Origin of the sequence: Aromatoleum bremense (genome assembly GCF_017894365.1) — a bacterium.
GTDB classification, from domain to species: Bacteria; Pseudomonadota; Gammaproteobacteria; order Burkholderiales; family Rhodocyclaceae; genus Aromatoleum; species Aromatoleum bremense.
Genome location: NZ_CP059467.1, coordinates 1741819 through 1765123 on the forward strand (window position 1 = coordinate 1741819; position 23305 = coordinate 1765123).

The following is a 23305-nucleotide window of genomic DNA, read 5'->3' on the forward strand; positions in this document are numbered from 1 at the left end:
TCGTCGAATGGCATGAACCGAGAAGAAGCGTCAGGCGCGTTCTTTGAGGCGATCGGCGATCCACTGTTCGATCTCCACCGAGTCCCAGCCCACCGCGCGCACGCCCAGGCGCAGCGCCTTGGGGAACTTGCCTTCCTTCATCAGGCTGTAGATGTGCGCGCGCTTGAAACCGGTCTTGGCTTCGACCTCGGCGCGGCGCAGGATACGGTGCTCGGTCGGTGCCGCCGTGGCGGTGGTCTGCGAGGACATGAGGGTCACTCCTTAACGCTCAGTGGCGCTGATTGGCGTGACTCGAATTAAGAACGCCGCGTTGAAGAAAGACACCGCAAATGCGGTTTCCGCGACCGCAGATACGGTCTGGCATCGCTCAGGAAGTCGTGCTCTGCAGATTGCGCCGAGCCAGTGCGAATTTGGCCTGCAGGGTGCGCTCGGTGATGCCCATCGCGTTGCCATGGTGCGCCACCATCGCGCTGATGATGGCCTCCTGCGTCAGGAAGCTGGAATAGGGCATGCCGCTGGGCGACTTCCCCAGCAGTAGCGTCAGTAGCCCGCCAACGATGTTCAGGTAGGTCGATTCGCTGCGCGGCCCCGCCGTGTTAGCACGCTCCGCGTCGGCCGCGCAGGCGGCGTGCGTCTTCAGCAGCGCCTCGTGCTCGGCGCGCAACGTCTCGTGCACGCCCAAGTGTTCCGCCAGCCGTGCCTTGATCGCTTCCCGCTCGGCCAGCAATGCGCCCACTGTGTCCAGGCTGATCGCCGGGTGAAGCGCACGCTCGATCTCATCGAACAGAAACGCCGGTTTCTCGCCGGGGTAGTAGTGCGCCATCCAGGCTTTCAGGTCGACGTGCCGCACCGTCAGCGATGGGTCGTCCATCGCCAGGCCCTGCGTGTCCCGCACCAAGCCCTCCTTGCCATACGGCATCTCGCCGTGAGCCAGCGCATCGAAGATTCTTTCGGCGTTCAACCGCAGCATCGGCCAGCGCGGAAACTCCGTTGCCTCCGGCAGAGGCCGCTCTCCCAAGGTCGCCAGGATGCGCCGCTCGAAGCGCAGCAATCCGCTCCAGCGGATTGCCGCCTCGATCGGGCGGTAGTAGGTCTTGGCGCCATCGGCCAGGCTGCTCGACTTTGGCATATCGCGCGCCTCCATTCGTCATCGCACCGAGTCCAAGCACGCGCACCTGCCGTGCAGGCGGCGTGCGTGGCTGTCCAGGAATCTCCGGGCGAAACGAGCAGGTGGCGAAGCGGCGAAGACCGTGGCATCGGTAATGCCGCCGATTTCATTGCGAGATGTGCGCCTTGCTGCGCATGGCGCCATCACTCACAATTCGTAAGCACGCGAAACGTGCTGTCACCAGCGTCATTCGCGGGCACCATGCCTGACCCGGATAACCAGGCCAAAGTCTTTGCAGGGGAAAAGTCCCAGTAAAGTGCAATCAGCTCAACACGCCAGAGCCGATGTGCATACGGCAAGGACTGTTGCGCCGCGCGTCTTCGCTGTGACGCGACGCGATGGGCATACGAGTCTCATCGCAGGATGCCAACCGCAAGCGCGAGCAGCCTGAGTACAGCACGCCAGTGCACCGCGTCGATGGAATCCAACTATGACAAAACAGGTCTGGCGCCTTGACCAAAATGGCATCGCCTCAACCCGCCTAAAGCAGCCTCATGCGAGCCGTTGCGTATCCAACGGCATATGGCCGACACGCTGCGCACGGTCGCTGAAGTGGCGCAGCGGCTCCAACATCGCGCCCTCGGGATGTAGCAGGTAGGTCGTCAACGCCGCCGAATCTTCGTCCAACGGCCGTACGATCACGTCTGCCTGCCGGCATGCAACCGCTGCTCTCTACCCTACCTGCTGCGCCGTCAGCACGAACCCTCCGAGCCCATGTCGCGGTTCATCGAGCGGGAGAAAGACGGGGCCGCGCCGATCGACGACAAGCCCGTCCTTTGAGGACGGCAGCCCGCCTGTCCGTCGCGACCGATCGTGTCCCGTGGCGTGGTGTGCCAGTAGACAGATAGACTTCTGGATGAAATCCGATGCTCTGGCTGTTGGCGGATGTGCTTGGCTCGCTTTGGATCACCCGCAACGGTCCTGCATTGACCAGGCCGAAGACTTGAGTCCACAATCGAGTCCATTCCGTGACGCTTGGATCGGAAAAGACGTTCGTAATAGACGAGTTAGCGACCGGGTGCTGTTCCCATCGCCCGCTCCACTGCACACTTTCCACGGAGTTCCGTGGATGTCCAAGAAGCCACTCAAGTCGTTGATACAATACGCTTTTTAAGCGCAACGATGTTCCATGGACATCCACCGAAATCCACCTGAAGCCGCGACTTTTATGTCCATTATTGTGTCCATTTTTGCGGGCACGGCGGCTTCAGAATCCGGCCTCAGACCTCGACGTAGTGGCACTGCCGCTGCCCCTGTCAACCACAACCCGTTCCTGCGCATGGCCGACCTGCCCAAGCTGTTGCAGCGGCTGCGCAAGTACCTCGGCCGGCAGCAGACCCATCTCGGTCTACGGTTGCTGCTGCTGACCGGTGTGCGAACGGGCGAGTTGCACCAAGCAACGCCGGATCAGTTCGACCTCGATCGAGGTCTGTGGATCATCCCGCCCGACGTCGTAAAGCAACTGGTGGACATGCGCAAGAAGCGCCAGTTGCCCAAGGACATCCCACCCTACATCGTGCCGCTGTCGGTGCAGGCCCAGGAGATCGTCCGGCACCTGCTGGAGGAGGTCAAGCCGACCCAGCACTACCTGTTCCGGCACGACAGCGAAATAAAGATGCGCATGAGCGAGAACACGCTCAACAGCGCCCTCAAGCGCATGGACTGCCGCGACCTGCTGACCGGGCACACTGCACATGTCAATGAAATAGGGGTGTATCAGTTTTAAATCGGCATTGACAACGGTCGACAGGGGATGCACTTTCAGCTTTCCGGCATGTCTTCCGGCAAGTCGTGCGAGATCCCTTGGTGGCACTCGATGCAGGTCTGCTTTTCCTTGGCGGCCGCCTGGTGCTGCTTGCGAGCGCGCGGCTTCTGAGGCTCGAGGTCCATCGCTTCGAGCGTGTGGCAGTTGCGGCATTCGCGCGAGTCGCTCGCCTTCATCGACGCCCATACGCGCTGAGCCATGGCCAGGCGATTGGCCTCGAACTTCTCGGGGGTATCGATGGTACCGACGAGCTTGTGGAAGAGCTCGTTGGTCGCGCGCACCTTGCGTACGATCTTGGGGCCCCAGTCCTTGGGTACGTGGCAGTCGGCGCAGGTGACCCGGATTCCTTTCGGGTTGGAGTAATGGATTGTCTTCTGGTATTCCCGGTACACCTTCTGCTCCATCTCATGACACGAGACGCAGAACTCCATCGTATTGGTCGCCTCGAGCACGGTGTGGAATCCACCCCAGAAAATTATCCCGGCCAGGAAGCCGCCGCCCGCCAGGGTGAGCAGCGAGTAGCGGGCGCTGGGTCGTCGCAAGGCGTTCCACAGCCGGGTTGGAAGGTTTTTGCGGTCGTCGGACATGTTGGATCCTTTGCTCTTCGATGCGGCGCGCGGCGGAAGGGGGGCCATGGGAGAAGGGGGCCCGACCTTCCCCCTCGCTCATGGAGTCACTTGAGCTCCACCGCCTTGATATCGCCCTTGTCCGTGCCGACGCCCAGCGTGAGCGGGAAGCTCACGTGGTGGAAACGGGTGGTGACATTGTCGTCATGGACAGCCAGACCGATCGGATAGGTCTGGCCGGCAACGAGCGCAACGTCGTCCTTGTTGCCGGTGTCGAGCTTGCGCCACACGTACATCGTCCACATGCCGTCGGCCCAGGTGCCCTTGGCGTCCAGGTCGTCGGCCGAGCCCTCGGTCTTGGTGTTGAGGATGAAGCCGGGCAGGACGTCGCTGTCCTTCACCTTGGCCGGGTCGAAGGGGACGCTGTTGCTGTCGCTCAGCTTCGGCGCCTTCGGGTCGCGGAACTGCGCTTCGGTGAGCGCCACGCGGCCGCCGTTCTTCGCCGGGTCGAACATGAACTTGGGCTGCTTCTTCGCGCCATCCCAGTTGCTGTCGAAGGGTTTCTTGCCGGAGTCGAAGTTGCGATACTGGAAGACATGGGAGTCGTCGGCCTTACCCACGGGCAGCGAACGGTAGGCGCGCGCCTGCCACAGATCCAGGAAGGCGCCCTTGCCCATCAGGACGTCGAGCTCCGCTTTCGGCTTCACCTTGTCCCAGCCGCCCGCCTCATCCGTGGCGCTGCGCGTCGCCGGCAGGTACTTGCGGATGTCGGTGCGCTTCATCCCGTCCTTGCCCAGCATCGGGTGAGCCTCGACCTGCGCCTGGGTCGGCGCGTTGGGCATGTCGCGCATGGAGTTGTGACAGGTGACCCAGCAGCCCAGGTTGTTGAACTCCGGCACGCCCTTGCCGTCGCCGAGCAACACGTTGAAGCGATCCTCATACGACACCTTGGCCTTGCCGGCCTTGACATCCGTGTTGGTTCGGTTGCTGCCGTAGGTGACCCACTTGCCGTCCTTGAGCGCCTTGTAGTCGTGGAAGGCGCCGGCCTCCTTGAGAGACGTCGGCCAGCTCGCCTTGAGGTAGATCCGCTCCTTGTCATAGGCGGCCTGGATGGTCAGCTTCTTCGTGCCGTCCTTCCCGGCGATCGGGGTGGGCTCCAGCCGCTTGCCGGCGGCGAGCTTGTTGCCGATGTCGGCTTCCTCGTCCTCATGGCACTCCAGGCAGTTCTTCCCGTCCTTTATCCCCTTGGCACCGCCCTTCTTGTGCTCGGCACTGTGGATCCACTCGTAGGATGCCTGGCCCGGATAGAACAGCGTCACGGTCGCGGCCGGAACCTTCGACCAGTCGATGGTGGCGATGTCGGCGGCCAGCGCCGAACTCGTCGTCAGGGCCGCACCCAGCAGCACAGCATATCGCTTCATGATCGTTCCCCTCTTGTCATTGGACGGACTCGCCAAGGCAGCAGCAAACGGCGTACCACCTCTGCGGGATTGCTGATGGCGCGCGGAATGGGCGGGGATCCTGGCGCGATCCGAGCCGGGGCCGGGTGGTTGGAGTTGTCACCCGTTCGCGACAACTGTCACTTTTCATTGACGACTCTCCGACGCTTCATGTGCACGTGCGCGTCCTGCAGCCGGATGCCCGGCACACTCGTCGTCGCGAAGCGCTGCCGGGTTGCTCCGAGGCGGCCACTGGAGCAGCTGCGGGTATCGGGTCATCATCGACGGTGAGGACTCGGGCCCGCATCGGAGCCTGTCTCCGGAGAATGCTCCGGCAACCAGATTGCAAAGCGCGCGCCACCCTCGGAGCGGTTGGTGACATCCACCCGCCCTCCGTGCAGGAGGGCGACATGCAGGACCACCGGCAATCCCAGCCCGGTGCCTTCGGCGCGGGTGCTGAAGAACGGCGTGAATAAGTGATCCAGCACCTCGGGCGCAATCCCCGGCCCCTCGTCCTCGACGCTCAGGAGCCAGGCCGGGTCGCGGTCCGCGTCGGAGCAGGCCGGCAGCAGCGTGACCAGCACATGTCCCTCACCGCCCATTGCCTGGCCGGCGTTGGCCAGCAGGTTGAACAGGGCGTGGCGCAGCAAGATGGGGTCGATCACGAGGCGCACCTCGTACGGCAGCTCAACGTCGACGTCCACCCGGCGGCCAACGCTCTGGCGAAACAGCGAGACCGCTTCATTGACAAGTACGCCCATGTCGGTCGCTGTGCGCTGGAAGCGGGAAACCTTGCTGAAACCGAGCATGCGTTGGATGAAGCTGCTGCAGTCCTGCCCGGCACTGCGGATCTCTGCAAGCAGCTCGCGTACCCGCACCGGATCGTCGGCTTGCCGTTCGGCGAGTTGCGTCATGTTGACGACGCCCACAAGCGGATTGTTCAGCTGGTGGGCGATCTGGCCGATCATGGTGCCCACCGCCGAGAGCTTTTCCACCTGCACCATGCGCTGATGCTCGCTGCTCATGCGCAGCAGGCGCAGCTCGAGCTCGTACTGCCGCTCGTAGTCCCGCTCGACCTGCGCAAGCGAACCGCGGAAGAACAGGAAGACGACGAGGCCGGCAAGCATGCTGACGAGGGTCGCCACGATCAGGGAGCGCCGGAAGGTGCGCTCGAGCCTGGTCACGTCGCGCACCACCACCAGCCGGCCGATCTCGCGCCCGTCCGCCACGGTCAGGGGCACTCCGGCGAGGTAGAGGCTGCGCTCACCATCGGTCGCATTGCCCCCCGAAGTCCCGGCGAGGATCGCGGCAAGGCGCGTGCGCAGGCCCGCCGAGAACCGTTCCGGTGTCTGGCCGACGAGCGCGAACGCATCGAACGCTTCCCAGCGCCCCTCCCGGCCCAGGAGCGTCTGGCCCTTCTCCCACTGCGCTCGCGACATGAACCGCTTGTCGACGAAGGCGAACAGCTCCACGCCAAGGGTGCTCCGGATATCGACGAGCAGGTGCTCGATCTCCTCGCCCAGCTCGACGTAACCGACAGTGGCAGCGTCGCGGCGCCAGGGGGTGACGGTGCGAAGGGTAAGCGTGCCCAATGACCCGAGCTCGAGGCCGAAGCTGGTCTGGCCCCGCTCGCGCGCCTGCACGGTGGTGTAGCGGTCGATGGTGTCGCCAAACTGCTCGCGCTCATGGAGCCGCAACAGCGACACCAGATCGGGAGCGGTGAAATACAGGTGAGTCATGCCGTGCTCGGCGCGAATCGACTCGAACAGCGGCGCGACCAGGCGAAATAGCTCGTCCCGGTCCTGGTCGACGAGCGCCGCCTCGAGTTCGCGATTGCCGAACATCGCCATGACGATGCCGTGCATCACCTTCGCCTCCTTCTCCACCTTCTGTCGCAGCAGGGTATCCACGGCTGCGGCACTCTCGGTGAGGTCGGCTTCGAGGGTCTGGCGCTCGAGGAGATAGACGGTGACGAAAAAGGCGGCGACCACGAACAGGACGACTGCGGCAAAGGTGCCGAGGATCGAGGCCTTGACCTGCCTGCCCCGCCTGTCCCGCCTACCCTCGCTCATCGCCCCGCTCTCCTATTCAGCGCAGTGATGGCGGCGAGGGAGCCGCATGATCGCGCCGGGATACCCGGGCAAATGACGCGTATGACGCCCCCGCCCGGCTAGCCTCGAAGGCACACGATCCGCTACCGCGGATTCCCTCTGCCGCGGGGACCAATGGACGGGGACGCGTGCTGCGGGCAACGCCGCAAGGCGGGCACGAGGTACCCGCGCGCGGCGTTCCGGAGGCGCCGGCAGGCGCGAAATAACCTGCCCGCGCGAGCGATCAGCCCGCTGCAACCACCGCCGAACACTTCGAAGTCCTCCTGCCCTGGAATCAGAAACAGGCGCATCGACCACAGAGTAGCCCTCGCCGGAAAGACTGGGGTCTATGGATCGCTTACGGAATCTTCCAACGGTTGATTGTTGCCGGGTCCCCGGCGAGGGCCGAGCCCGCAGTGGGGACGACGACACATGCGATCACTACTGCGCTCTTGTTCATGACGGCCTCACGTTGTCGAAAGTCGGACAAGGGGGAGGCGCAATACCTGTGCCACTTCGAGGCTTGCCGATAGATCAAGGTGTTGCAGTCCGCGCAAAGACATCTCCTACGCATGAAGTTGTCACTGGGTAGTGACAACCGTCACTGATCGGTGACGAAGCCCCAACGCTTCATGCGCGTATAGAAATTCTGGCGCGGGATGCCGCTCATGCGCGCCGCCTCGGAGACATTGCCCCCCGCCGCCTCGATCATGCGCCGCATATACTCGCGCTCGAACTCGGCGCGGGCTTCCTGGTAGCCCACGGCCGCCCTGTGACTCGCGGCGGGCGCCACTGCGACGGCTTTGTCCGGACGGCAGGCGTTTCGCGCATCGCACGAGGGACACAAGTGAACGATGTCGATGGGGCCGCCCGGGTGGAGTGCCACCACGCGCTCGACGCAATGCTGCAGCTGACGCACGTTGCCCGGCCAGCGGCAGGACATCAGGGTGTCCACCGCGGCGGGGGTGAACGGGCCGCACTCCTTGCCGAACTTGGCGTTGAAATGGTCGAGGAAATGGGCGGCGAGGCGGATGACATCCCCCTCGCGCTCGCGCAGCGGGGGCAGGCGCAGCACCACCACGTTGACGCGGTAGTACAAGTCCTCGCGGAAGTTGCCGGCGGTGACCTCGCCGGCGAGCGGGCGGTTGGTGGCACAGATCAGGCGAAAGTCGGTGGCGCGCGACCGGGTGCTGCCGATGCGGGTGAAGTGGTGATCCTGCAGCACGCGCAACAGGCTGCTTTGCAGCTTGGGGCTCATGTCCGCGATCTCGTCGAGGAACAGGTTGCCGCCATCGGTCTTCTCGAAATAGCCGGGGCTGGTCACCGTGGCGCCGGTGAAGGCGCCCTTTTCGTGGCCGAACAACAGGCTCTCCAGCAACGTCTCGGCCAGCGCGCCGCAATTGACTTCCAGGTACGGCTTCGCGCTGCGCGGGCTCCAGGCGTGGATCAGCTTGGCGACGAGATCCTTGCCGGTGCCGCTCTCGCCTTCCAGCAGCACTGTCGTGTCGAGCCCCGCCACCTGCCGGATCTGGCCGATCAGCCGCTCCATGGCCGGCGACTTGCCCACCAGCGCCGGGGCCCCCGCCTCGGCCGCCAACCGCGCGCGCAGACCGCCGATCTCGCGGTAGGCGGCATCGAGCTCAAGCGCCTTGCCGATCACCGCCTCGAGCGCTTCCAGGTCTTCGAACGGCTTGGTCAGGTAGTCGAACAGGCCTTCGCGCACCGCCGCCACCGCATCGCGCACGTCGGCGTAACCGGTCATCAGGATCGCCACCATCTTGGGGCGCCGCACGCGGAACTCACGCAGCAGTTCGATCCCGTTGGCCCCCGGCAGGCGCTGGTCCATCAGCACCAGGTTGAAGTCCCCCTCGGCAAACAGTTGCCGTGCCTGCGCCCCGTCGGCGGCGACCTGCACCTCGGCGCCGGTCTCCAGCATCCGCTCGAGCAGGGTCCGGGTGTAGCGGTCGTCGTCGACCACGAGAATTCTGGGCAGCATGTCCGTTCTAGTCCGTTGCGTCGTGCGGCAGCCACAGCGCGAATCGCGCGCCGCCGCCGGGTTGGTTGGCTGCGTCCACACGCCCGTCATGGAGCAGCGCCACGTGCTGCACCACCGGCAGGCCGAGGCCGGTGCCGTCGCTGCGGGTCGTGAAGAAGGGCACGAAGAGCTTGTCCATCGCCGCCGCCGCGATGCCCGTGCCATGGTCGGTGACCGACAGACACCAGCCCGGCGCACCGTTGTCGGGATTGGCCGCGGGTTCCAGCACGATCACGATGGCGTCATCGCCCGGAGTGGCCTGCGCCGCGTTGAGCAGCAGGTTGAAGAGCGCATGGCGGATCAGGATGGGGTCGACGTCGAGCACCACCGGCGCCGCAGGCAAGCGGACCTCCACCGGCAGGTGGCGCGTTTCGGCCTGGCGGAACAGGAGGACCGTCTCGTCGATCAGCGGCCCCATCGGCGTCGGCATGCGCTCGAACGACGACCCCTTGGAGAAGGCCAGCATACGCCGCAGAAAGGCGTGGCAATCCTTGCCCGCGCGCCGGATATCGTCCAGCAGCGCGCGCGTGCGCGGCGGATTCTCCGCTTCCCGCTGGGCGAGCTCGGCCATGTTGACGACGCCCACCAGCGGATTGTTGAGCTGGTGGGCGATGCCGCCCACCATCGTACCGAGGGCCGACAGCTTTTCCAGCTGCAGGATGCGATGCTGCTCGGTGTTGAGGCGCAGCAGCTGATGCTCGAGGTCGTGCTGGCGCAGGTAATCCCGCTCCACGCGCGCCAGCGCGACGCCGAAGGCCCCCAGCACGCTGGCGGCGGCCAGCAGGCTCAGCCCGATGACGGTCACCGTCGACCAGCGGAACATCGATTCCAGCGCGGTGATGTCGCGGATCACCACCAGCTCGCCGATGTGGCGTCCGCCGGCATCGTCGAGGGGCAGGAGTGCGACGTGCAGCTTGCGCGCCTGCTCCTGCAGGCCCACCGTGTCGCCGGCGAGCAACTTGCCGAAGGTCCGGTCATCAAGGGCTGCCGGCAGCCGGGCGGTCGTCTGCGCCAGGGCGACATGAGTGTCGAAGCGGTTCCAGTCGCCGTGACGTTCCATCAGCGACATGCCGCGTTGCCACTGTTCGGGCAGCAGGAAGCGCTTTTCCACCAGCACCGCGAGACCCACCGACAGGCTGTCGCCGATCTCGTCGAGCAGGTGCTCGATCTCCTCGCCGATCTCGAGATAGCCGAGCACCTTTGCGTCGCGCCGCCACGGCGCCACCAGGCGCAAGGTGAGCGTACCGAGGGGACCCAGCTCGAGCCCGCGCACGGTCTTCTCCTGCTCCCTGGCCCTCACCATGGTCATGCGGTTGATCTGGTCGCCGAACTCGCCGGGGCTGTGCAGCCGATACAAGTTCACCAGGTCGGCCCCGGTGAAATAGAGGTGCGTGATGCGGTGCTCGGTGCGCAGCGTCTCGAACAGGGCCCCCCCTTGCCGCGCGAGGCCCTTGCGATCGCCCTTGACGAACGCGCGCTCCACCGCCTCGTTGGACATCACCGCCTGCAGCACCGCCCGCATCAGGTTGGTGTCCTTGTCCAGCTTCTGTGCGAACAGTTTCGCCACCGACGCCGATCGCTCGGCCAGATCCTGATCGCGGATGCGGTTTTCGACGAAGAAGATGGCCGTCGCGAACACCCCTACGATGAACGCCAGCATGATGGCAAAGGGGCCGATGAAGGCCGCTCTGACACGCCTGGGTTCTTTAGGGTGGGGGCCGGGATTCATCGGGCGAAAGTGTGCGCCGCGCTTTCCCGGGAGGCAACCCATGACAAAGGCGGTGGCGCAGGCGGCCCACCGGCGCGCCCGCTCGCCCAAGCTACTGCCAGCCGCCGCCCAGCACCCGGCACAGCGCCACCCGGTTACTCGCTTCGGCGAGGCGCGCCGCGATCAGCTCCTGCTCGGCGGCGTAGAGCGTGCGCTGGGCGTCGAGCAGGCCAACGGCGCAACCGCATTGAGTGTTGATTTACGCCGGTGGCCGGTGTATCGCAACGAGCGCCACCGGCACACGCGGTGACGTTCGGCCGCACCGCTTCAATCGCGCGCGAGCCGCCGGTAGGCGCCGCTGTGGAAAATCAGCGGCGGGTGGTCCTCGCGGTCGAAGCGGACGACTTCCGACAGGAACAGGAGGTGGTCGCCGCCTTCGTGGCGCACGGTGTTGCGACATTCGAAGCGGGCGCAGCAGCCGCGCAGCAGCGGCACGCCGTACAGGCCTTCGTCGATGTCCAGGCCGGCGAACTTTTCGTCGGAGCGCGTCGCGAAGAGCTGCGACAGGTGCTGCTGGTCTTCCGACAGCACGTTGACCGCGTAGTATTCGCAGGCTTCGAACACCGGCAGGCTCTGCAGGTGGCGCGCAAGGCTCCAGACGATCAGCGGCGGGTCGAGCGAAACGGAGTTGAACGAATTGACCGTCAGCCCGATCGCTTCGCCGTTCGCTGCCCGGGTCGTGACCACCGCGATGCCGGTGGCGAACATGCCGAGCGTGTCGCGGAAGGCGCGGGTGAATTCCTGGTGGGTGACGGGCGGCTGGGACATGGGCGGGGGCTGGGCGGCGGATCGCAGGTTCTCGCCCGCCGCACCTGAAGTGAATGGATCCGAGGATTATCGCTGCGCAGGCGGCATCGGGCAACGCAGACGAATGGAACAGCGGGCAATGGATACAGGCACGACTTTCGCCGCACGGCTCATCGACTGGCATCGCCACCACGGCCGACACGACCTGCCCTGGCAGCACACGTCCGGCCGCCCCCCCGATCCGTATCGCATCTGGCTGTCGGAAATCATGCTGCAGCAGACGCAGGTCGACACGGTGATCCCGTACTACGCGCGCTTTCTGGCGCGCTTCCCGGACCTGGCGACGCTCGCCGCGGCGCCGGTCGATGATGTGCTCGCGCTGTGGAGCGGGCTCGGCTACTACGCTCGGGCGCGCAACCTGCACAAGGCGGCGCAGGTGGTGGTCGACCTTCACGGCAGCGACTTCCCGTCGCACGCCGCAGCAATCGCCCGACTACCCGGCATCGGCCGCTCGACCGCGGCGGCGATCGCGGCATTCGCGTTCGGCGAGCGCGCGGCGATCCTCGACGGCAACGTCAAGCGGGTGCTGTGCCGGGTGTTCGGCGTCGACGGCTTTCCCGGCGAGCGGGCGGTCGAGGCGCGGCTGTGGGCGCTGGCCGAATCGCTGCTGCCCGACTCCGGCGTCGGCACCTACATCCAGGCGCAGATGGACCTGGGCGCGACGGTGTGCAGGCGCAGCCGTCCGGCGTGCGCACGCTGCCCGCTCGCCGACTCGTGTGTCGCGCGCCGCGAGGACCGCATCGCCGAACTGCCGGCGGCGCGTCCGCGCAAGGCCGTGCCGCAGCGTCGGGTGCGCGTCGCGGTGATTCATGCGGCAGGCCGCGTGTTGCTCGAGCGGCGTCCACCCGCCGGCATCTGGGGCGGCCTGCTCGCGCTGCCGGAAATTCCCGACAGCGAGCCGGACGCCGGGCGCTGGCTGCAAACGCGCTTCGGCCTCGCGCCACGCGCGAGCCTCCCGCTCGCCCCGCTGAACCACGCGTTCACGCATTTCCGCCTGGAGATCACGCCGATCCGCTTCGAGGTCTGCGAGGCGGGGCGCAATCTCGCCGAAGCCGGACATCGCTGGCTCGCGCTCGCCGACCTGGACGCGGCCGGGCTGCCAACGCCGGTGCGGCGCATTCTCGACGCGCTCGCCACCGGAGCGTGAGTCAGTTGCGTTTGGCGAAAAACGAAGCTTCAGTGCAGCCAAAAGCGCGGCGCCTTCCGCCGGTAAAGGCGGCGGCGACGCTTCGCAGCGGCACCATCATCGCCTCGAACGCGTCGGCCGCCAGCGGCTTGCCGATCAGGTAGCCCTGCAGGTAATCGCAGCCCAGCGCGCGCAGGAATTCGCGCTGTTCGGCCGATTCGACGCCTTCGGCGGTCACGCGCAGCCCGAGGCTGTGCGCCATGTTGATGATCGCTTCGACGAGGCTCGCATCGTTGCGGTCGTCCGGGCAGTCGCGCACGAAGCTGCGGTCGATCTTGACGATATCGACGGGGAAGCGCTTGAGGTAGGACAGCGACGAGAAACCGGTGCCGAAATCGTCGAGCGCGAAGCAGATGCCCTGCTCCTTGATGTCGCGCATGCGGGCCTCGACGTTTTCGCTGCCGCCCATCAGCACCGATTCGGTGATTTCGAGGATCAGTGAGTCGCGTGCGGCGTCGCACTCCGCGAGCAGCGTGCGCAGCAGCTCCGGCAGGCCGGCTTCGCCGAACTGCACGCCCGACACGTTCACCGCGAGGCGCAGCGGCGGATAGCCGCGCGCCAGCCAGTCGCGGCGCTGGCGCATGGCTTCGCGCAACACCCATTCGCCGATTTGGACAATCAGCCCGCAGTCTTCCGCCACCGGGATGAATTCGATTGGCGAGATCATGCCGCGCTCGGGATGGTTCCAGCGGATCAGCGCCTCGGCACCGACCAGCGTGCCGCTCGCGCTGTCGACGATCGGCTGGTAATGCAGCTCGAATGCGCGCTGTTCGATGGCAATGCGCAGATCCGCTTCGAGGTGCACGCGCGCGAGCGCGTCGGCCTGCATGTGATGGGCATAGAACTGGGCGCGGTTCTTGCCCGCCTGCTTGGCCTTGTACATCGCGATGTCGGCGTTGCGCAGCAGCGTCTGGACATCGTCGCCGTCGTCGGGAAACACGGTGATGCCGATGCTGCCGGAAATATGGTGGCACGCACCGTGCAGCGCGAAAGGCTCGCGCAGCACGGCGACGAGTTTGTCTGCGATTGCGCCGAGGTCCGCAGGGTCGACAAGGTTGTGCACGACGACCGTGAACTCGTCGCCGCCCAGGCGCGCGACGGTGTCCTCGTCGCGCACGCAGGTGTTGAGACGGCGCGCGACATCCACCAGCAATTCGTCGCCGACGTCGTGGCCGAGCGAATCGTTGATCCACTTGAAGCCGTCGAGGTCGAGGAACAGCAGCCCGACCTTGCACGCATGACGACGGGCCTGGGCGAGCGCGCGACCGAGGCGGTCCTGCAGCAGGCTGCGGTTGGCCAGCCCGGTGAGCGGGTCAAAGTTGGCCTGGCGCCACATCGCGACTTCCTGCTGCTTGCGCTCGGTGATATCGCTGAACAGCGTGACGTACTCCGCGACCTTGCCGTCGGTGTCGCGCACGGCGGTGACAGTGACCCACTGCGGATAAGTGCCGCCGTCCTTGCGCCGGCTCCCCACTTCGCCTGCCCAGCTGCCGCTCTCGACGATCGACGTCCACATCGCATCGAAGAACGTGGCCTCATGGCGTTCGGGCTTGAACATCGACGACTTGCGGCCGATGACTTCGGCCGAGAGGTAGCCGGTAATGGTGCAGAACGCAGGGTTGACGGACGTGACCACGCCTCGCGCATCGGTCGTCATGATGCCCTGGCTGCAGGCATTGAACACCACCATCGCCTGGCGCATGCGCTCCTCGACGCGTTTGCGTTCGGTGACATCCTGAACGACTGAGTAGAGCAGCTTCCTGCCGGCAATCTCGATCGGGCCGCTGGCCACCTCGACATCGCGCAATTCACCGCTGGCGAGCCGGTGACGGAAGCGGAACGTGTCGGCCTCGCGCGCCTGCGCCTGCGCCATCTCGCGCTGGATCTGCTCTCGACCCAGCACGTTGATGCCCCAGATCCTCATGCGCGTGAGCGTGGCCAGGTCGTAGCCGTAATATTCGCAAGCCTTGGCGTTCGCATCGACGATACTGCCGTCGACGGGGTCGATGACCAGCATCACGACGCGGCTGTTCGCAAACAGCTCGCGGTAGCGCAGTTCGCTTTCGACCAGCGCCTGTTCCATGCGCACGCGCTCGGTGATGTCGCGCACCAGCACGATGAACCCCTCCGGGGCGAGGCCGGCGCCGGCGAGCCGGCTGATCGATGCGTTGAAATGATGCCTGCCGCGCGGCAGGTCGAGCGTGTATTCGACCTGCCGCGGCTCCCCCGTGGCGGAAATTTCCTCCAGCGCCGCGTCGAGCTTCACGACCACCGCCGGCGGCAGCGTTTCGGCATACGAACGGCCGAGAAACTGCGCCGGTGCAGTCAGCAGCAGTCCGGGATCGGGGGCATGGAATTCTGCGATGCGCCGGTTCCGGTCGATGACGAACATCAGGTCCGGCAACGACGCAATCAGCGCGGCAAGCTTCACTTCACGCTCGCGCAGCTCGCGCTCGGCCCGCTTCTGCAGCGTGATGTCTTCCTTGACCGCGACAAAGCCCGAAATCGTCCCGTCATCCGCCCGGATTGGAGCAATCGAGGCCGTCTCCCAGTAATGCGTACGGTCCTTGCGAATGTTCTCGAATTCACCGCGCCACACGTGGCCGTGAGTGATCGTCGCCCACAGCACCGCGTACTCCTCCGCCGAACGATTGCCCGACTTGAGCACGCGTGGATTTTTTCCCACTACCTCTTGCGCGGTATAGCCGGTGCAGCGTTCGAATTGCGGATTGACGTACTCGATGTTTCCGCTGCGATCGGTGATCACGATCGAGGCCGGGCTGCATTCGATCGCGGTCGACAACTTGCGCAGCTGCTGTTCGCCGACGTACGCCACCGACTGGGCACGATCCAGCTCCGCCTCGCGCGCCCGCACTTCGGCGCTGCGCGCCGCCACCAGGCGCTGCAGGTCGGCCCGGTGCGCGCGCAGCTGCACCATCTGGTTTGCCAGCCAGCCGAGCAGCAGGCTGAACAGCAGCGCCACGGCGGCGTTCAACGACAGCACCAGGTTGTCGCCCAGGCCGGCCCCCGGCTCGGCGCTCGACAGCCAGGTGCCGAGCCGGTGATCGAGGCCCAGCACGAGGAAGCCGGAAACCATCCCGGCGATGAGGAAAGCGACGATCCCGACCACGAGCGGACGGCGCTGCCGAACGTACTCCGACCAGTTCGCCATGATCACTCCGGCCCCCGTCCGGGCGGCGCATCAGACACCAAGAGTTCCCTCACGCCGGCGCACTCCCTGAATTGACATAGGCAGATCGCCACTTTAGCGCGATGCCGCGAAATTTCGATGCCAATCACTTCACCAATGTCCCCGATTCAGGACGAACTGCGCGATGCCCGACCTGCCAGGCCCCTCGGGACGCAGCACGATCACCGCGACGACGACCGCTCCGAACAGCATTGTCTCGAGGCCCGCCGCAGCGGCGGCGAGGTTCGGCGGCAACACCTCCTCGCTCGCGAGCGAAATGGCCTGCGGAATCGCGATCACCACCAGCGCGCCCCACAACGCGCCCGCAAGACGGCGCGCGGCGATGCTATTCTCGCGCCCCATGATTCCGATCGATATTCTCGTCTATGGCATCGGCCTCGCCGGCGTCGCCGCCCAGGCGGCCGCCGGGGTGCTCGAAGCCGGACGCAAGCCTTTCGACCTCTTCGGCGTGGTCATCGTCGCGCTCGCGGCAGCGCTCGGCGGTGGTTCGTTGCGCGACCTGCTGCTCGACCGCACGGTGTTCTGGATCGCCGATCAGAGCTATCTGATCACCGCATTGACGGCCGGGCTTGTGACTTTCGCGCTGGTGCGCTTCGTGCGCCTGCCAGGCAAACTCTTCCTGCTGCCGGACGCCGTCGGCCTCGCGCTGTTTACCGTCAGCGGCACGCAGGCGGCCCTTGCGCTCGGCGCGCCGTGGCTCGTCGCGAGCCTGATGGGCGTCGTCACCGGCGTATTCGGCGGCATCGTGCGCGACGTGCTGTGCAACGAGGTGCCGCTGGTGTTCAGCGGCGAACTGTATGCGACCGCGTCCTGGGCCGGCGCACTGCTGCTGATCGCGATGAAGGCATCCGGAGCGACGCCCGGCACGTCGGCACTCGCCGCCGGCGTTCTGGTGCTCGTGATCCGCCTTGGCGCGATGCGCTTCGGCTGGCGCCTGCCGGTGTTCAGCGCGCGCCTGTAGCCGTATTCGCGGAAACGGGGCGGTCGGTCAGCCGCAGGCGCGCATTCTCGCTCACGAGCCCGCCGACCATCAGCCGGCCGACCCGCAGATCCGCCTCGACCGGCCAGTTGCGCCACCCCGTCATGTCCGCCGGTGCGGGCTCTGCGTCCGGCGGCGGCAGATAGCGATCGAGATTCAGCCGGTCGAGCGACAGCGCGACGCCGAGCGGCGGCACCGCGTCCGGCTCGAAGCGCCAGCGGCCGTCGAAACGGCTGTCGTCGAAACTGCCGGCGACGGTGCCGCGGACGGACGATCCTGCCGGATCGAAGCGCAGGTCGCACGAAAACGAAACCTTCAGCGGCGCCGGCTCGCCCCCCGGGTGCGGCAGCTCGACCGTGCCGCCCGCGATGCTCACGTCGATCGCGGTGCCGCCGGGCGCGGTGCCGGCAGCCGCCCGACCGGCCGTGCCGCTGACCGCGGCCATCTCCAGCGTCGCGAGACTGCCCTGCACCGCCAGCGCACTTTCGCCCGCCGCCAGATCGAGGGCGAACCGGCTGTCGCCGAGCCGCACGGTGCCGTCACGTTCCCGGCGCAGCTGCGCGACGTGCGCTTCGCCACGCTCGACGCGCCACTGCGCCGCGCTGCCCTGGGCGCTGAACGACAGGTTTTCCACTGTCGCAGCGCCTTCGTCGAAGCGATAGTCTCCGCCCGACGCGATCCGCAGATCCGCGGCGAACGCGGCACCGGACGTGGCGCGAGCATGCAGCTCGAACGTACCGGCCATGCCCGGGGCGAGCGGGCCTGCCGTGAGGCGCAGGTCCGATAGTTCGGCGAGCAGCTCGCCGCGGGCGCCGACGAGGCGAAGCGCCGTGTTCGCGACCACGAGCCTGCCGATCGGCACGGCAGCGCCGTCGCCCCCTGCCGCCGCGTCGGGGCGCAGCCAGCCTGCGAGGTTCCAGTGCCCTTCGTCGCCGCGCCGCAAAACGATGTCGGCCCCTTCGAGCGTTAGCGACGCCAGCACGACGCGACCGTGCAGCAGCGGCGCCGGCTCGAGCTCGACCGCCAAAGCGCGGATTTCGAGCGCGTCAGCTTCGCCGTCGCCCGCGACCCGTATGCCGTTGACGACCAGCCCCGGAGCCGGCCACAGCCGCACGCGAACGGGACCGTCGACGTGCACGGCCGGCACGACGCGGGCCTGCAGGCGGCGTTCGAACTCGGCCCGCAGCCATTCCCCGCCGAGGCGCACGCCGGCCGCGATGACGATCGCTGCCAGGGCGAGGAACAGCGCGAAGAAAACCGGCACGCGGCGCGCGCGAATCGACCCGTTCATGTCACGGAAGTATTGTCGTGCGGCGAACGCGGGTCGGGCAGGGGTGCTGTGCAGCGCCATTGGCAGGCGCTAAGATGGCGCAGGCATCGGTTTCGCGGCGCCATCCCGGGGACAACAACGACAGGGGAGTATCCGGAATGAGCTTTATGCGTGAGTTCAAAGAGTTCGCCATGCGCGGCAACGTCATCGATCTGGCAGTCGGTGTCATCATCGGCGCCGCGTTCGGCAAGATCGTCGATTCCCTCGTCAAGGACATCGTGATGCCGGTGATCGGACGGCTGCTCGGCGGCGTCGATTTCCGGCACTTGTACATCAATCTCGGCGACCAGACCTACGAGACGATGGAAGCCGCCGAGAAGGCCGGAGCGCCGCTGGTGAAATACGGGCAGTTCATCAACACGACGATCGACTTCCTCATCATCGCGTTCGCGATCTTCGTCGCCGTCAAGGCGATCAACCGCCTCAAGCGCGCGGAACCGCCGCCCCCGCCCCCGCCGCCGGTCGAGCCCGAAGAGGTCAAGCTGCTGCGCGAAATCCGCGACGCGCTCAAGCGCGGCTGAACGGGCGAGGCCGTCGGCACACCCTTGCGGGAACGGCCTCGCCCGCGCGGCCTCAGGCGTGATCGCCGACGTACGGGTTGCTGCGGCGTTCCTCGCCGAACGTCGAGGTCGGCCCGTGACCAGGGACGAACGTGATGTCGTCGCCGAGCGGAAAGAGCTTCTGCCGGATCGAGCGGATCAGCGTCGCGTGGTCGCCCTGGGGGAAATCCGTGCGGCCGATCGAACCCGCGAACAGCACGTCGCCGACGATCGCCAGCCGCGCATCGGCGTGGAAGAACGCGACGTGGCCGGGCGTGTGGCCCGGCACGTGGATGACGCGGAGCGTCTCGTCGCCGACCGTCACCGTGTCGCCATCGTGCAGCCAGCGATCGGGCTCGAAGCTCTCGGCGCCGGGAAAGCCGAACGTCTTGGCCTGTTGCGGGATGCCGGCGATCCAGAAAAGGTCCGCCTCCTGCGGTCCTTCGACGGGCACGCCGAGTTCGCGCGCGAGCTGCGCGGTGCCGCCGGCGTGATCGATATGGCCGTGCGTGATCAGGATCTTCTCGATCGTGACGCCGAGCTCCTTCGCTTTCGCGAGGATGCGCTCGAGGTTGCCGCCGGGGTCGACGACGGCGGCCTTGCGCGTCTTGTCGCACCACACGATGCTGCAGTTCTGTTCGAAAGGGGTCACGGGGACGATGCGCAGGTCGATCATGGCAGGCGGGGATCCGGGTTGAGCAGCGCGACAGTTTAGCCGTAAATTTCACTGCGCTAGCGCAGCAGCGCGACGCCCTTGACCTGCGCATACACGTCGCGGCCCGGCACGATGCCGAGCTGCGCGGCCGAACGGCGCGTGATGCGCGCCAGCAGCGCCGTGCCGGCAACGTCGAGACGCACCAGCGTGCGCCCCGGATCGGCCTCGTCGAGCGACACGACGCGCGCCGGCAGCACGTTGAGGATGCTCGAATCGTGGCGCTCGGTGAGCGCCAGGCTGACGTCGCGGGCGAGCACGCGCGCCCTGACGCGGGACGCGAGCGGCATGTCGAGGCCGGTGATCCACAGCGGCAGTCCGGCGAATTCGAGCCGCGTCAGCGCGTAGGCCTCGTCATGCGCGGCAACGCGGGCATCGATGACGACGAACGCATCCTCGTCGTGCGCGAACGGTAGATCGAGACGCGCCATCACTTCGCCGATCGGCCCGACGGCGAGCGCACGCCCGTCAGCGAGCAGCACGACGTGGTCGGCCAGCCGCGCGACTTCCTCGGGCGCGTGGCTGACATAGACAACCGGGATGTCGAGCTCGGCGTGCAGGCGTTCGAGGTAGGGCAGTATTTCCTGCTTGCGCTTCACATCGAGTGCCGCGAGCGGCTCGTCCATCAGCAGCAGCCTCGGACTCGTCGCCAGCGCCCGCGCGATCGCGACGCGCTGGCGTTCGCCGCCGGACAGGCGCCCGGGCATGCGGTCGAGCAGCGGCTCGATGCCGAGCAGCGCGATCGCTTGGTCGAGCGGGATGCGGCGCGACGCGGCCGGGACGCGCTTCAGGCCGAATTCGAGGTTGCGCCGCACCGTCAGGTGCGCGAACAGGCTCGCTTCCTGGAACACGTAGCCGAGCGGGCGCCGGTGTGTCGGCACGAAGAGGCGCTGCGCCTCGTCCTGCCACAGCTCGCCGCGCACCGCGAGATACCCGTCCGCGGCGCGCTCCAGTCCCGCGAGACAGCGCAGCAGCGTGGTCTTGCCCGACCCCGAATGGCCGAACAGCGCGATCACGCCGCGCCCGGGCAAGGCGAGGTCGACGTCGAGCCGAAAACCCGGCCAGCCGAGGCCGAAGCGCGCGCGGATCGCGGCCTCGTCACCCGCCATCGCGCCGGTTCGCGCGGCGCCGGGGCCGAACGGCGCAGCGCCGCTCACCGCACCGCTCCCTTCTTCTGCCCGTACAGCGCGAGCAGCACGACGAAGCTGAACACCAGCATGCCCGCCGACAGCCAGTGCGCCTCGGCGTACTCGAGCGCCTCGACGTGGTCGTAGATCTGCACCGAGACGACGCGCGTCTTGTCCGGGATGTTGCCGCCGATCATCAGCACCACGCCGAATTCGCCGACGGTATGCGCGAAGCCGAGGATCGTCGCGGTGACGAAGCCGGGCCGCGCGAGCGGCAGCACGACGCTGAAGAACGTGTCGATCGCGCCGGCGCGCAGCGTCGCCGCGACTTCGAGCGGACGCTCGCCGATCGCCTCGAACGCGTTCTGCAGCGACTGCACGACGAACGGCAGCGAGTAGAACACCGAGCCGACGACGAGCCCGGCAAACGTGAACGGCAAGAGGCCGAGTCCGAGCGCCTGCGTGAGCTGGCCGACCGGACCGTGCGGCCCGAGCGCGACCAGCAGATAGAAACCGATCACCGTCGGCGGCAGCACCAGCGGCAGCGCGACGACCGCGCCGACGACGGCTTTCCAGCGCGAACCGGTGCGCGCGAGCCACCACGCGACCGGCGTGCCGACGACGAGCAGAATCGCCGTCGTCGTCGCGGCGAGTTCCAGCGTCAGGCGGATCGCGGCGAGATCGGCTGCAGTGATCATTGCCGCCCCTGCGTCACAGCCCGTAACCGTAGGACTTGATGATCGCGACCGCCTTGTCGCCGCGCAGGTAGTCGGCGAGCGCCCGCGCGGCCGGCTTGTCGCGGCCCGCGGCGAGGATCACCGCGTCCTGGCGGATCGGGTCGTACAGCCCGGCCGGCACCTGCCAGGCCGAGCCGCCGGTCAGCTTGCCGTCGACCATCACCTGCGACAACGCGACGAAGCCGAGCTCGGCGTTGCCGGTGGCGACGAACTGGTAGGTCTGGGAAATGTTCTCGCCGGTCACGAGCCGCGCGGCGATGCCATCGGCGAGACCGAGCCGGCGCAGCACTTCCATCGCGGCCGCGCCATACGGCGCGGTCTTCGGGTTCGCGATCGCGAGGTGGCGGAAATCGCCGCGCCCGAGCACCTCGCCTTGGTCATCGACGACACCGGGCTGCGCCGACCACAGCACCAGCCGGCCGATCGCGTACGTGAAGCGGCTGCCGGGCACCGTTACGCCCTCCTCGTCGAGCCGCGTCGGGGTCTTGTCGTCGGCGGCAAGGAAGACCTCGAACGGCGCGCCGTTCTTGATCTGCGCGTAGAACTTGCCGGTCGCGCCGAACGCGAGCAGCGCCGTGTGACCGGTGTCGCGCTCGAACTCGGCGGCAATCTTCTGCATCGGCGCGGTGAAGTTCGCGGCGACCGCGACCTGGACTTCGGCTGCGTGGGCGGCGACGGCGGACGCGATGCAACTCGCGGCAACGAGCAGTCGCACGAAACGGAATTTCATAAAACCTCCCTGTGGATTTTGGGATTTTTCACACTTCCAGGTTCAGATCGAATATGCCCGGAAAGAAGCCTTGATTTCGTAATATTCGTGTCTATATTACGGTTTATGTTCCAGCCCTGTAAAGAGGGCACATCTTCGACGAATCGGGCACGGCGCAGGGGAAACGCGGACTGCACTCCGGGGATGCGACAACTGCGACCGGTTCCCGATATGCTTTCCGCCTCAGCATCAAACGGACATTGAGCATATGGCGCCGAAAGACAAGCCCATCGAGTTGCACGGCTCGATATGGATGACGGTCGGAGGGGAGAACCTCGGGGGACCGGGCCGCGTCGCCCTGCTGGCCAAGATCGCCGAATGCGGTTCCATCACCCAGGCCGCCAAGGCGATCAAGATGAGCTACAAGGCCGCTTGGGATGCCATCGACAACATGAACAATCTCGCCGGCGAGCCCTTGGTGGAGCGGCTGACCGGGGGCAAGGGCGGCGGCGGCACCCGATTGACCCGGCGCGGCGAGCAACTGGTGAAGAACTTCAAACTTATCGAGCGGGAGCATCGCTGCTTCGTCGATCGGCTCAGCCGACAGGCCGAGGGGATCGCCGACGATTTCTTGCTGCTCAGGAGAATCGACATGAAAACCAGCGCACGCAACCAGTTTCTGGGCAAGGTGACTCAGGTCAGGCAAGGGGCCGTCAATGACGAGATCGAACTGGAGGTCGCCGGCGGACAGAAGATCGTCGCGATCGTCACGCATGAGAGCACCGACGGGCTTGGCTTGCACCCGGGGGCAGACGCCTTCGCACTCATCAAGTCCTCGTCGATCATCATCGTCACAGACGATGAAGGCGCCAGATTTTCTGCCCGCAACCGGCTGACCGGCACCGTCTCGCGCGTGCAGCCGGGCGCAGTCAACACCGAGGTGGTCGTCGAGTTGCCGGGGGGAGGTACCGTGGCAGCCATCATCACCAACGAAAGCAGCAATGCGCTCGGGCTTGCCGTTGGCGCCCGCGTCACCGCAATTTTCAAGGCATCCAGCGTGATTCTCGGCATCCCGGCGTGAGCGGAATCAGGACGGCGCGCCGAGAAACCACTCGCGCGCTCGTAGCCGCGAACGGG

At 66.7% G+C, this 23305-nt stretch carries 21 protein-coding genes; 6 read left to right on the top strand and 15 right to left on the bottom strand.

The features are described 5' to 3' along the window. Positions 1 to 30: 30 nt before the first annotated feature. Both pbN1_RS08295 and pbN1_RS08300 read right to left on the bottom strand, forming a co-directional pair. Entirely contained in the window at positions 31 to 249 is a 219-nt protein-coding gene (locus pbN1_RS08295) for an AlpA family transcriptional regulator (RefSeq protein ID WP_016446183.1), read from the bottom strand. A gap of 118 nt (positions 250 to 367) precedes the next feature. Continuing rightward, positions 368 to 1144: an ATP-binding protein gene (locus pbN1_RS08300; protein WP_425305758.1), complete on the bottom strand. Its 777-nt coding sequence runs from the start codon at positions 1142 to 1144 to the stop codon at positions 368 to 370. A 1153-nt stretch (positions 1145 to 2297) separates the two neighbouring features. Between pbN1_RS08300 and pbN1_RS08305 the strand changes: the two genes are divergently transcribed. After that, entirely contained in the window at positions 2298 to 2894 is a 597-nt protein-coding gene (locus pbN1_RS08305; protein WP_425305759.1) for a tyrosine-type recombinase/integrase, read from the top strand. A gap of 35 nt (positions 2895 to 2929) precedes the next feature. Here the strand turns inward: pbN1_RS08305 and pbN1_RS08310 are convergent, their stop codons facing one another. The 5 genes from pbN1_RS08310 to pbN1_RS08330 form a co-directional block, all read right to left on the bottom strand. Beyond that, positions 2930 to 3520: a NapC/NirT family cytochrome c gene (locus pbN1_RS08310; protein WP_169203283.1), complete on the bottom strand. Its 591-nt coding sequence runs from the start codon at positions 3518 to 3520 to the stop codon at positions 2930 to 2932. Positions 3521 to 3606: 86 nt separating this feature from the next. After that, positions 3607 to 4920, bottom strand: coding sequence for an ethylbenzene dehydrogenase-related protein (locus pbN1_RS08315; RefSeq protein WP_169203284.1), 1314 nt, complete (start codon positions 4918 to 4920; stop codon positions 3607 to 3609). A 296-nt stretch (positions 4921 to 5216) separates the two neighbouring features. Next, positions 5217 to 7010 carry an ATP-binding protein gene (locus tag pbN1_RS08320; RefSeq protein ID WP_169203285.1) on the bottom strand — a complete coding sequence of 598 codons (1794 nt, stop codon included), beginning with the start codon at positions 7008 to 7010 and terminating at the stop codon, positions 5217 to 5219. A 619-nt stretch (positions 7011 to 7629) separates the two neighbouring features. Then, positions 7630 to 9024 carry a sigma-54-dependent transcriptional regulator gene (locus tag pbN1_RS08325; RefSeq protein WP_169203286.1) on the bottom strand — a complete coding sequence of 465 codons (1395 nt, stop codon included), beginning with the start codon at positions 9022 to 9024 and terminating at the stop codon, positions 7630 to 7632. Between the two features lie 7 nt (positions 9025 to 9031). After that, positions 9032 to 10723 carry an ATP-binding protein gene (locus pbN1_RS08330; protein WP_210147696.1) on the bottom strand — a complete coding sequence of 564 codons (1692 nt, stop codon included), beginning with the start codon at positions 10721 to 10723 and terminating at the stop codon, positions 9032 to 9034. Positions 10724 to 10832: 109 nt separating this feature from the next. Between pbN1_RS08330 and pbN1_RS08335 the strand changes: the two genes are divergently transcribed. Further along, positions 10833 to 11081, top strand: coding sequence for a hypothetical protein (locus tag pbN1_RS08335; protein WP_169203288.1), 249 nt, complete (start codon positions 10833 to 10835; stop codon positions 11079 to 11081). A 17-nt stretch (positions 11082 to 11098) separates the two neighbouring features. Here the strand turns inward: pbN1_RS08335 and pbN1_RS08340 are convergent, their stop codons facing one another. Next, entirely contained in the window at positions 11099 to 11599 is a 501-nt protein-coding gene (locus pbN1_RS08340; RefSeq protein ID WP_169203290.1) for a flavin reductase family protein, read from the bottom strand. 118 nt (positions 11600 to 11717) lie between these two features. On the opposite strand from pbN1_RS08340, the gene mutY reads away from it, so the two are divergent. Beyond that, complete coding sequence (gene mutY, locus pbN1_RS08345) at positions 11718 to 12785, top strand: A/G-specific adenine glycosylase (protein ID WP_169204184.1); 1068 nt, start codon at positions 11718 to 11720, stop codon at positions 12783 to 12785. Between the two features lies 1 nt (position 12786). On the opposite strand, the gene pbN1_RS08350 is transcribed toward mutY, so the two are convergent. After that, positions 12787 to 15996: a sensor domain-containing protein gene (locus tag pbN1_RS08350; protein ID WP_210147697.1), complete on the bottom strand. Its 3210-nt coding sequence runs from the start codon at positions 15994 to 15996 to the stop codon at positions 12787 to 12789. A 129-nt stretch (positions 15997 to 16125) separates the two neighbouring features. Further along, positions 16126 to 16377: a hypothetical protein gene (locus pbN1_RS08355; RefSeq protein ID WP_210147698.1), complete on the bottom strand. Its 252-nt coding sequence runs from the start codon at positions 16375 to 16377 to the stop codon at positions 16126 to 16128. On the opposite strand from pbN1_RS08355, the gene pbN1_RS08360 reads away from it, so the two are divergent. Beyond that, entirely contained in the window at positions 16376 to 16996 is a 621-nt protein-coding gene (locus pbN1_RS08360; protein ID WP_169204185.1) for a trimeric intracellular cation channel family protein, read from the top strand. The genes pbN1_RS08355 and pbN1_RS08360 overlap by 2 nt on opposite strands. Here pbN1_RS08360 and pbN1_RS08365 read toward each other — a convergent pair. Continuing rightward, entirely contained in the window at positions 16980 to 18305 is a 1326-nt protein-coding gene (locus pbN1_RS08365) for an AsmA family protein (protein ID WP_169204186.1), read from the bottom strand. The genes pbN1_RS08360 and pbN1_RS08365 overlap by 17 nt on opposite strands. 137 nt (positions 18306 to 18442) lie before the next feature. Between pbN1_RS08365 and mscL the strand changes: the two genes are divergently transcribed. Beyond that, positions 18443 to 18865, top strand: a complete 423-nt coding sequence (gene mscL / locus pbN1_RS08370) for a large conductance mechanosensitive channel protein MscL (RefSeq protein ID WP_169117345.1) — start codon at positions 18443 to 18445, stop codon at positions 18863 to 18865. A 52-nt stretch (positions 18866 to 18917) separates the two neighbouring features. On the opposite strand, the gene pbN1_RS08375 is transcribed toward mscL, so the two are convergent. The 4 genes from pbN1_RS08375 to modA are packed head-to-tail and all read right to left on the bottom strand — an operon-like array spanning position 18918 to position 22189. Continuing rightward, positions 18918 to 19559, bottom strand: coding sequence for an MBL fold metallo-hydrolase (locus pbN1_RS08375; protein ID WP_169203485.1), 642 nt, complete (start codon positions 19557 to 19559; stop codon positions 18918 to 18920). Positions 19560 to 19615: 56 nt separating this feature from the next. Beyond that, entirely contained in the window at positions 19616 to 20752 is a 1137-nt protein-coding gene (gene modC / locus pbN1_RS08380; RefSeq protein ID WP_244857207.1) for a molybdenum ABC transporter ATP-binding protein, read from the bottom strand. After that, a complete protein-coding gene (modB, locus tag pbN1_RS08385) occupies positions 20749 to 21420 on the bottom strand; it encodes a molybdate ABC transporter permease subunit (RefSeq protein ID WP_169203484.1) in 672 nt (223 codons plus the stop codon). Before modB ends, modC begins: the two co-directional genes overlap by 4 nt. Before the next feature lie 13 nt (positions 21421 to 21433). Next, entirely contained in the window at positions 21434 to 22189 is a 756-nt protein-coding gene (modA, locus tag pbN1_RS08390; protein ID WP_169203483.1) for a molybdate ABC transporter substrate-binding protein, read from the bottom strand. 247 nt (positions 22190 to 22436) lie between these two features. Between modA and pbN1_RS08395 the strand changes: the two genes are divergently transcribed. After that, the gene (locus pbN1_RS08395; protein ID WP_169203482.1) at positions 22437 to 23249 is read left to right on the top strand and encodes a TOBE domain-containing protein; all 813 of its coding nucleotides are present in this window, start codon (positions 22437 to 22439) and stop codon (positions 23247 to 23249) included. Positions 23250 to 23305: the final 56 nt, after the last annotated feature.

Bases quoted from the DNA above. Each gene is read 5' to 3' on its own strand.
- pbN1_RS08325 (WP_169203286.1), bottom strand. From the start codon at position 9,024: ATGCTGCCCAGAATTCTCGTGGTCGACGACGACCGCTACACCCGGACC.
- pbN1_RS08300 (WP_425305758.1), bottom strand. From the start codon at position 1,144: ATGGAGGCGCGCGATATGCCAAAGTCGAGCAGCCTGGCCGATGGCGCC.
- mscL (WP_169117345.1), top strand. From the start codon at position 18,443: ATGAGCTTTATGCGTGAGTTCAAAGAGTTCGCCATGCGCGGCAACGTC.
- mutY (WP_169204184.1), top strand. From the start codon at position 11,718: ATGGATACAGGCACGACTTTCGCCGCACGGCTCATCGACTGGCATCGC.
- pbN1_RS08340 (WP_169203290.1), bottom strand. From the start codon at position 11,599: ATGTCCCAGCCGCCCGTCACCCACCAGGAATTCACCCGCGCCTTCCGC.
- pbN1_RS08375 (WP_169203485.1), bottom strand. From the start codon at position 19,559: ATGATCGACCTGCGCATCGTCCCCGTGACCCCTTTCGAACAGAACTGC.
- pbN1_RS08395 (WP_169203482.1), top strand. From the start codon at position 22,437: ATGGCGCCGAAAGACAAGCCCATCGAGTTGCACGGCTCGATATGGATG.
- pbN1_RS08320 (WP_169203285.1), bottom strand. From the start codon at position 7,010: ATGAGCGAGGGTAGGCGGGACAGGCGGGGCAGGCAGGTCAAGGCCTCG.
- modB (WP_169203484.1), bottom strand. From the start codon at position 21,420: ATGATCACTGCAGCCGATCTCGCCGCGATCCGCCTGACGCTGGAACTC.
- pbN1_RS08365 (WP_169204186.1), bottom strand. From the start codon at position 18,305: ATGAACGGGTCGATTCGCGCGCGCCGCGTGCCGGTTTTCTTCGCGCTG.
- pbN1_RS08335 (WP_169203288.1), top strand. From the start codon at position 10,833: ATGACAAAGGCGGTGGCGCAGGCGGCCCACCGGCGCGCCCGCTCGCCC.
- pbN1_RS08360 (WP_169204185.1), top strand. From the start codon at position 16,376: ATGATTCCGATCGATATTCTCGTCTATGGCATCGGCCTCGCCGGCGTC.
- pbN1_RS08310 (WP_169203283.1), bottom strand. From the start codon at position 3,520: ATGTCCGACGACCGCAAAAACCTTCCAACCCGGCTGTGGAACGCCTTG.
- pbN1_RS08355 (WP_210147698.1), bottom strand. From the start codon at position 16,377: ATGGGGCGCGAGAATAGCATCGCCGCGCGCCGTCTTGCGGGCGCGTTG.
- pbN1_RS08315 (WP_169203284.1), bottom strand. From the start codon at position 4,920: ATGAAGCGATATGCTGTGCTGCTGGGTGCGGCCCTGACGACGAGTTCG.
- pbN1_RS08295 (WP_016446183.1), bottom strand. From the start codon at position 249: ATGTCCTCGCAGACCACCGCCACGGCGGCACCGACCGAGCACCGTATC.
- pbN1_RS08330 (WP_210147696.1), bottom strand. From the start codon at position 10,723: ATGCTGGCGTTCATCGTAGGGGTGTTCGCGACGGCCATCTTCTTCGTC.
- pbN1_RS08350 (WP_210147697.1), bottom strand. From the start codon at position 15,996: ATGGCGAACTGGTCGGAGTACGTTCGGCAGCGCCGTCCGCTCGTGGTC.
- modA (WP_169203483.1), bottom strand. From the start codon at position 22,189: ATGAAATTCCGTTTCGTGCGACTGCTCGTTGCCGCGAGTTGCATCGCG.
- pbN1_RS08305 (WP_425305759.1), top strand. From the start codon at position 2,298: ATGGACATCCACCGAAATCCACCTGAAGCCGCGACTTTTATGTCCATT.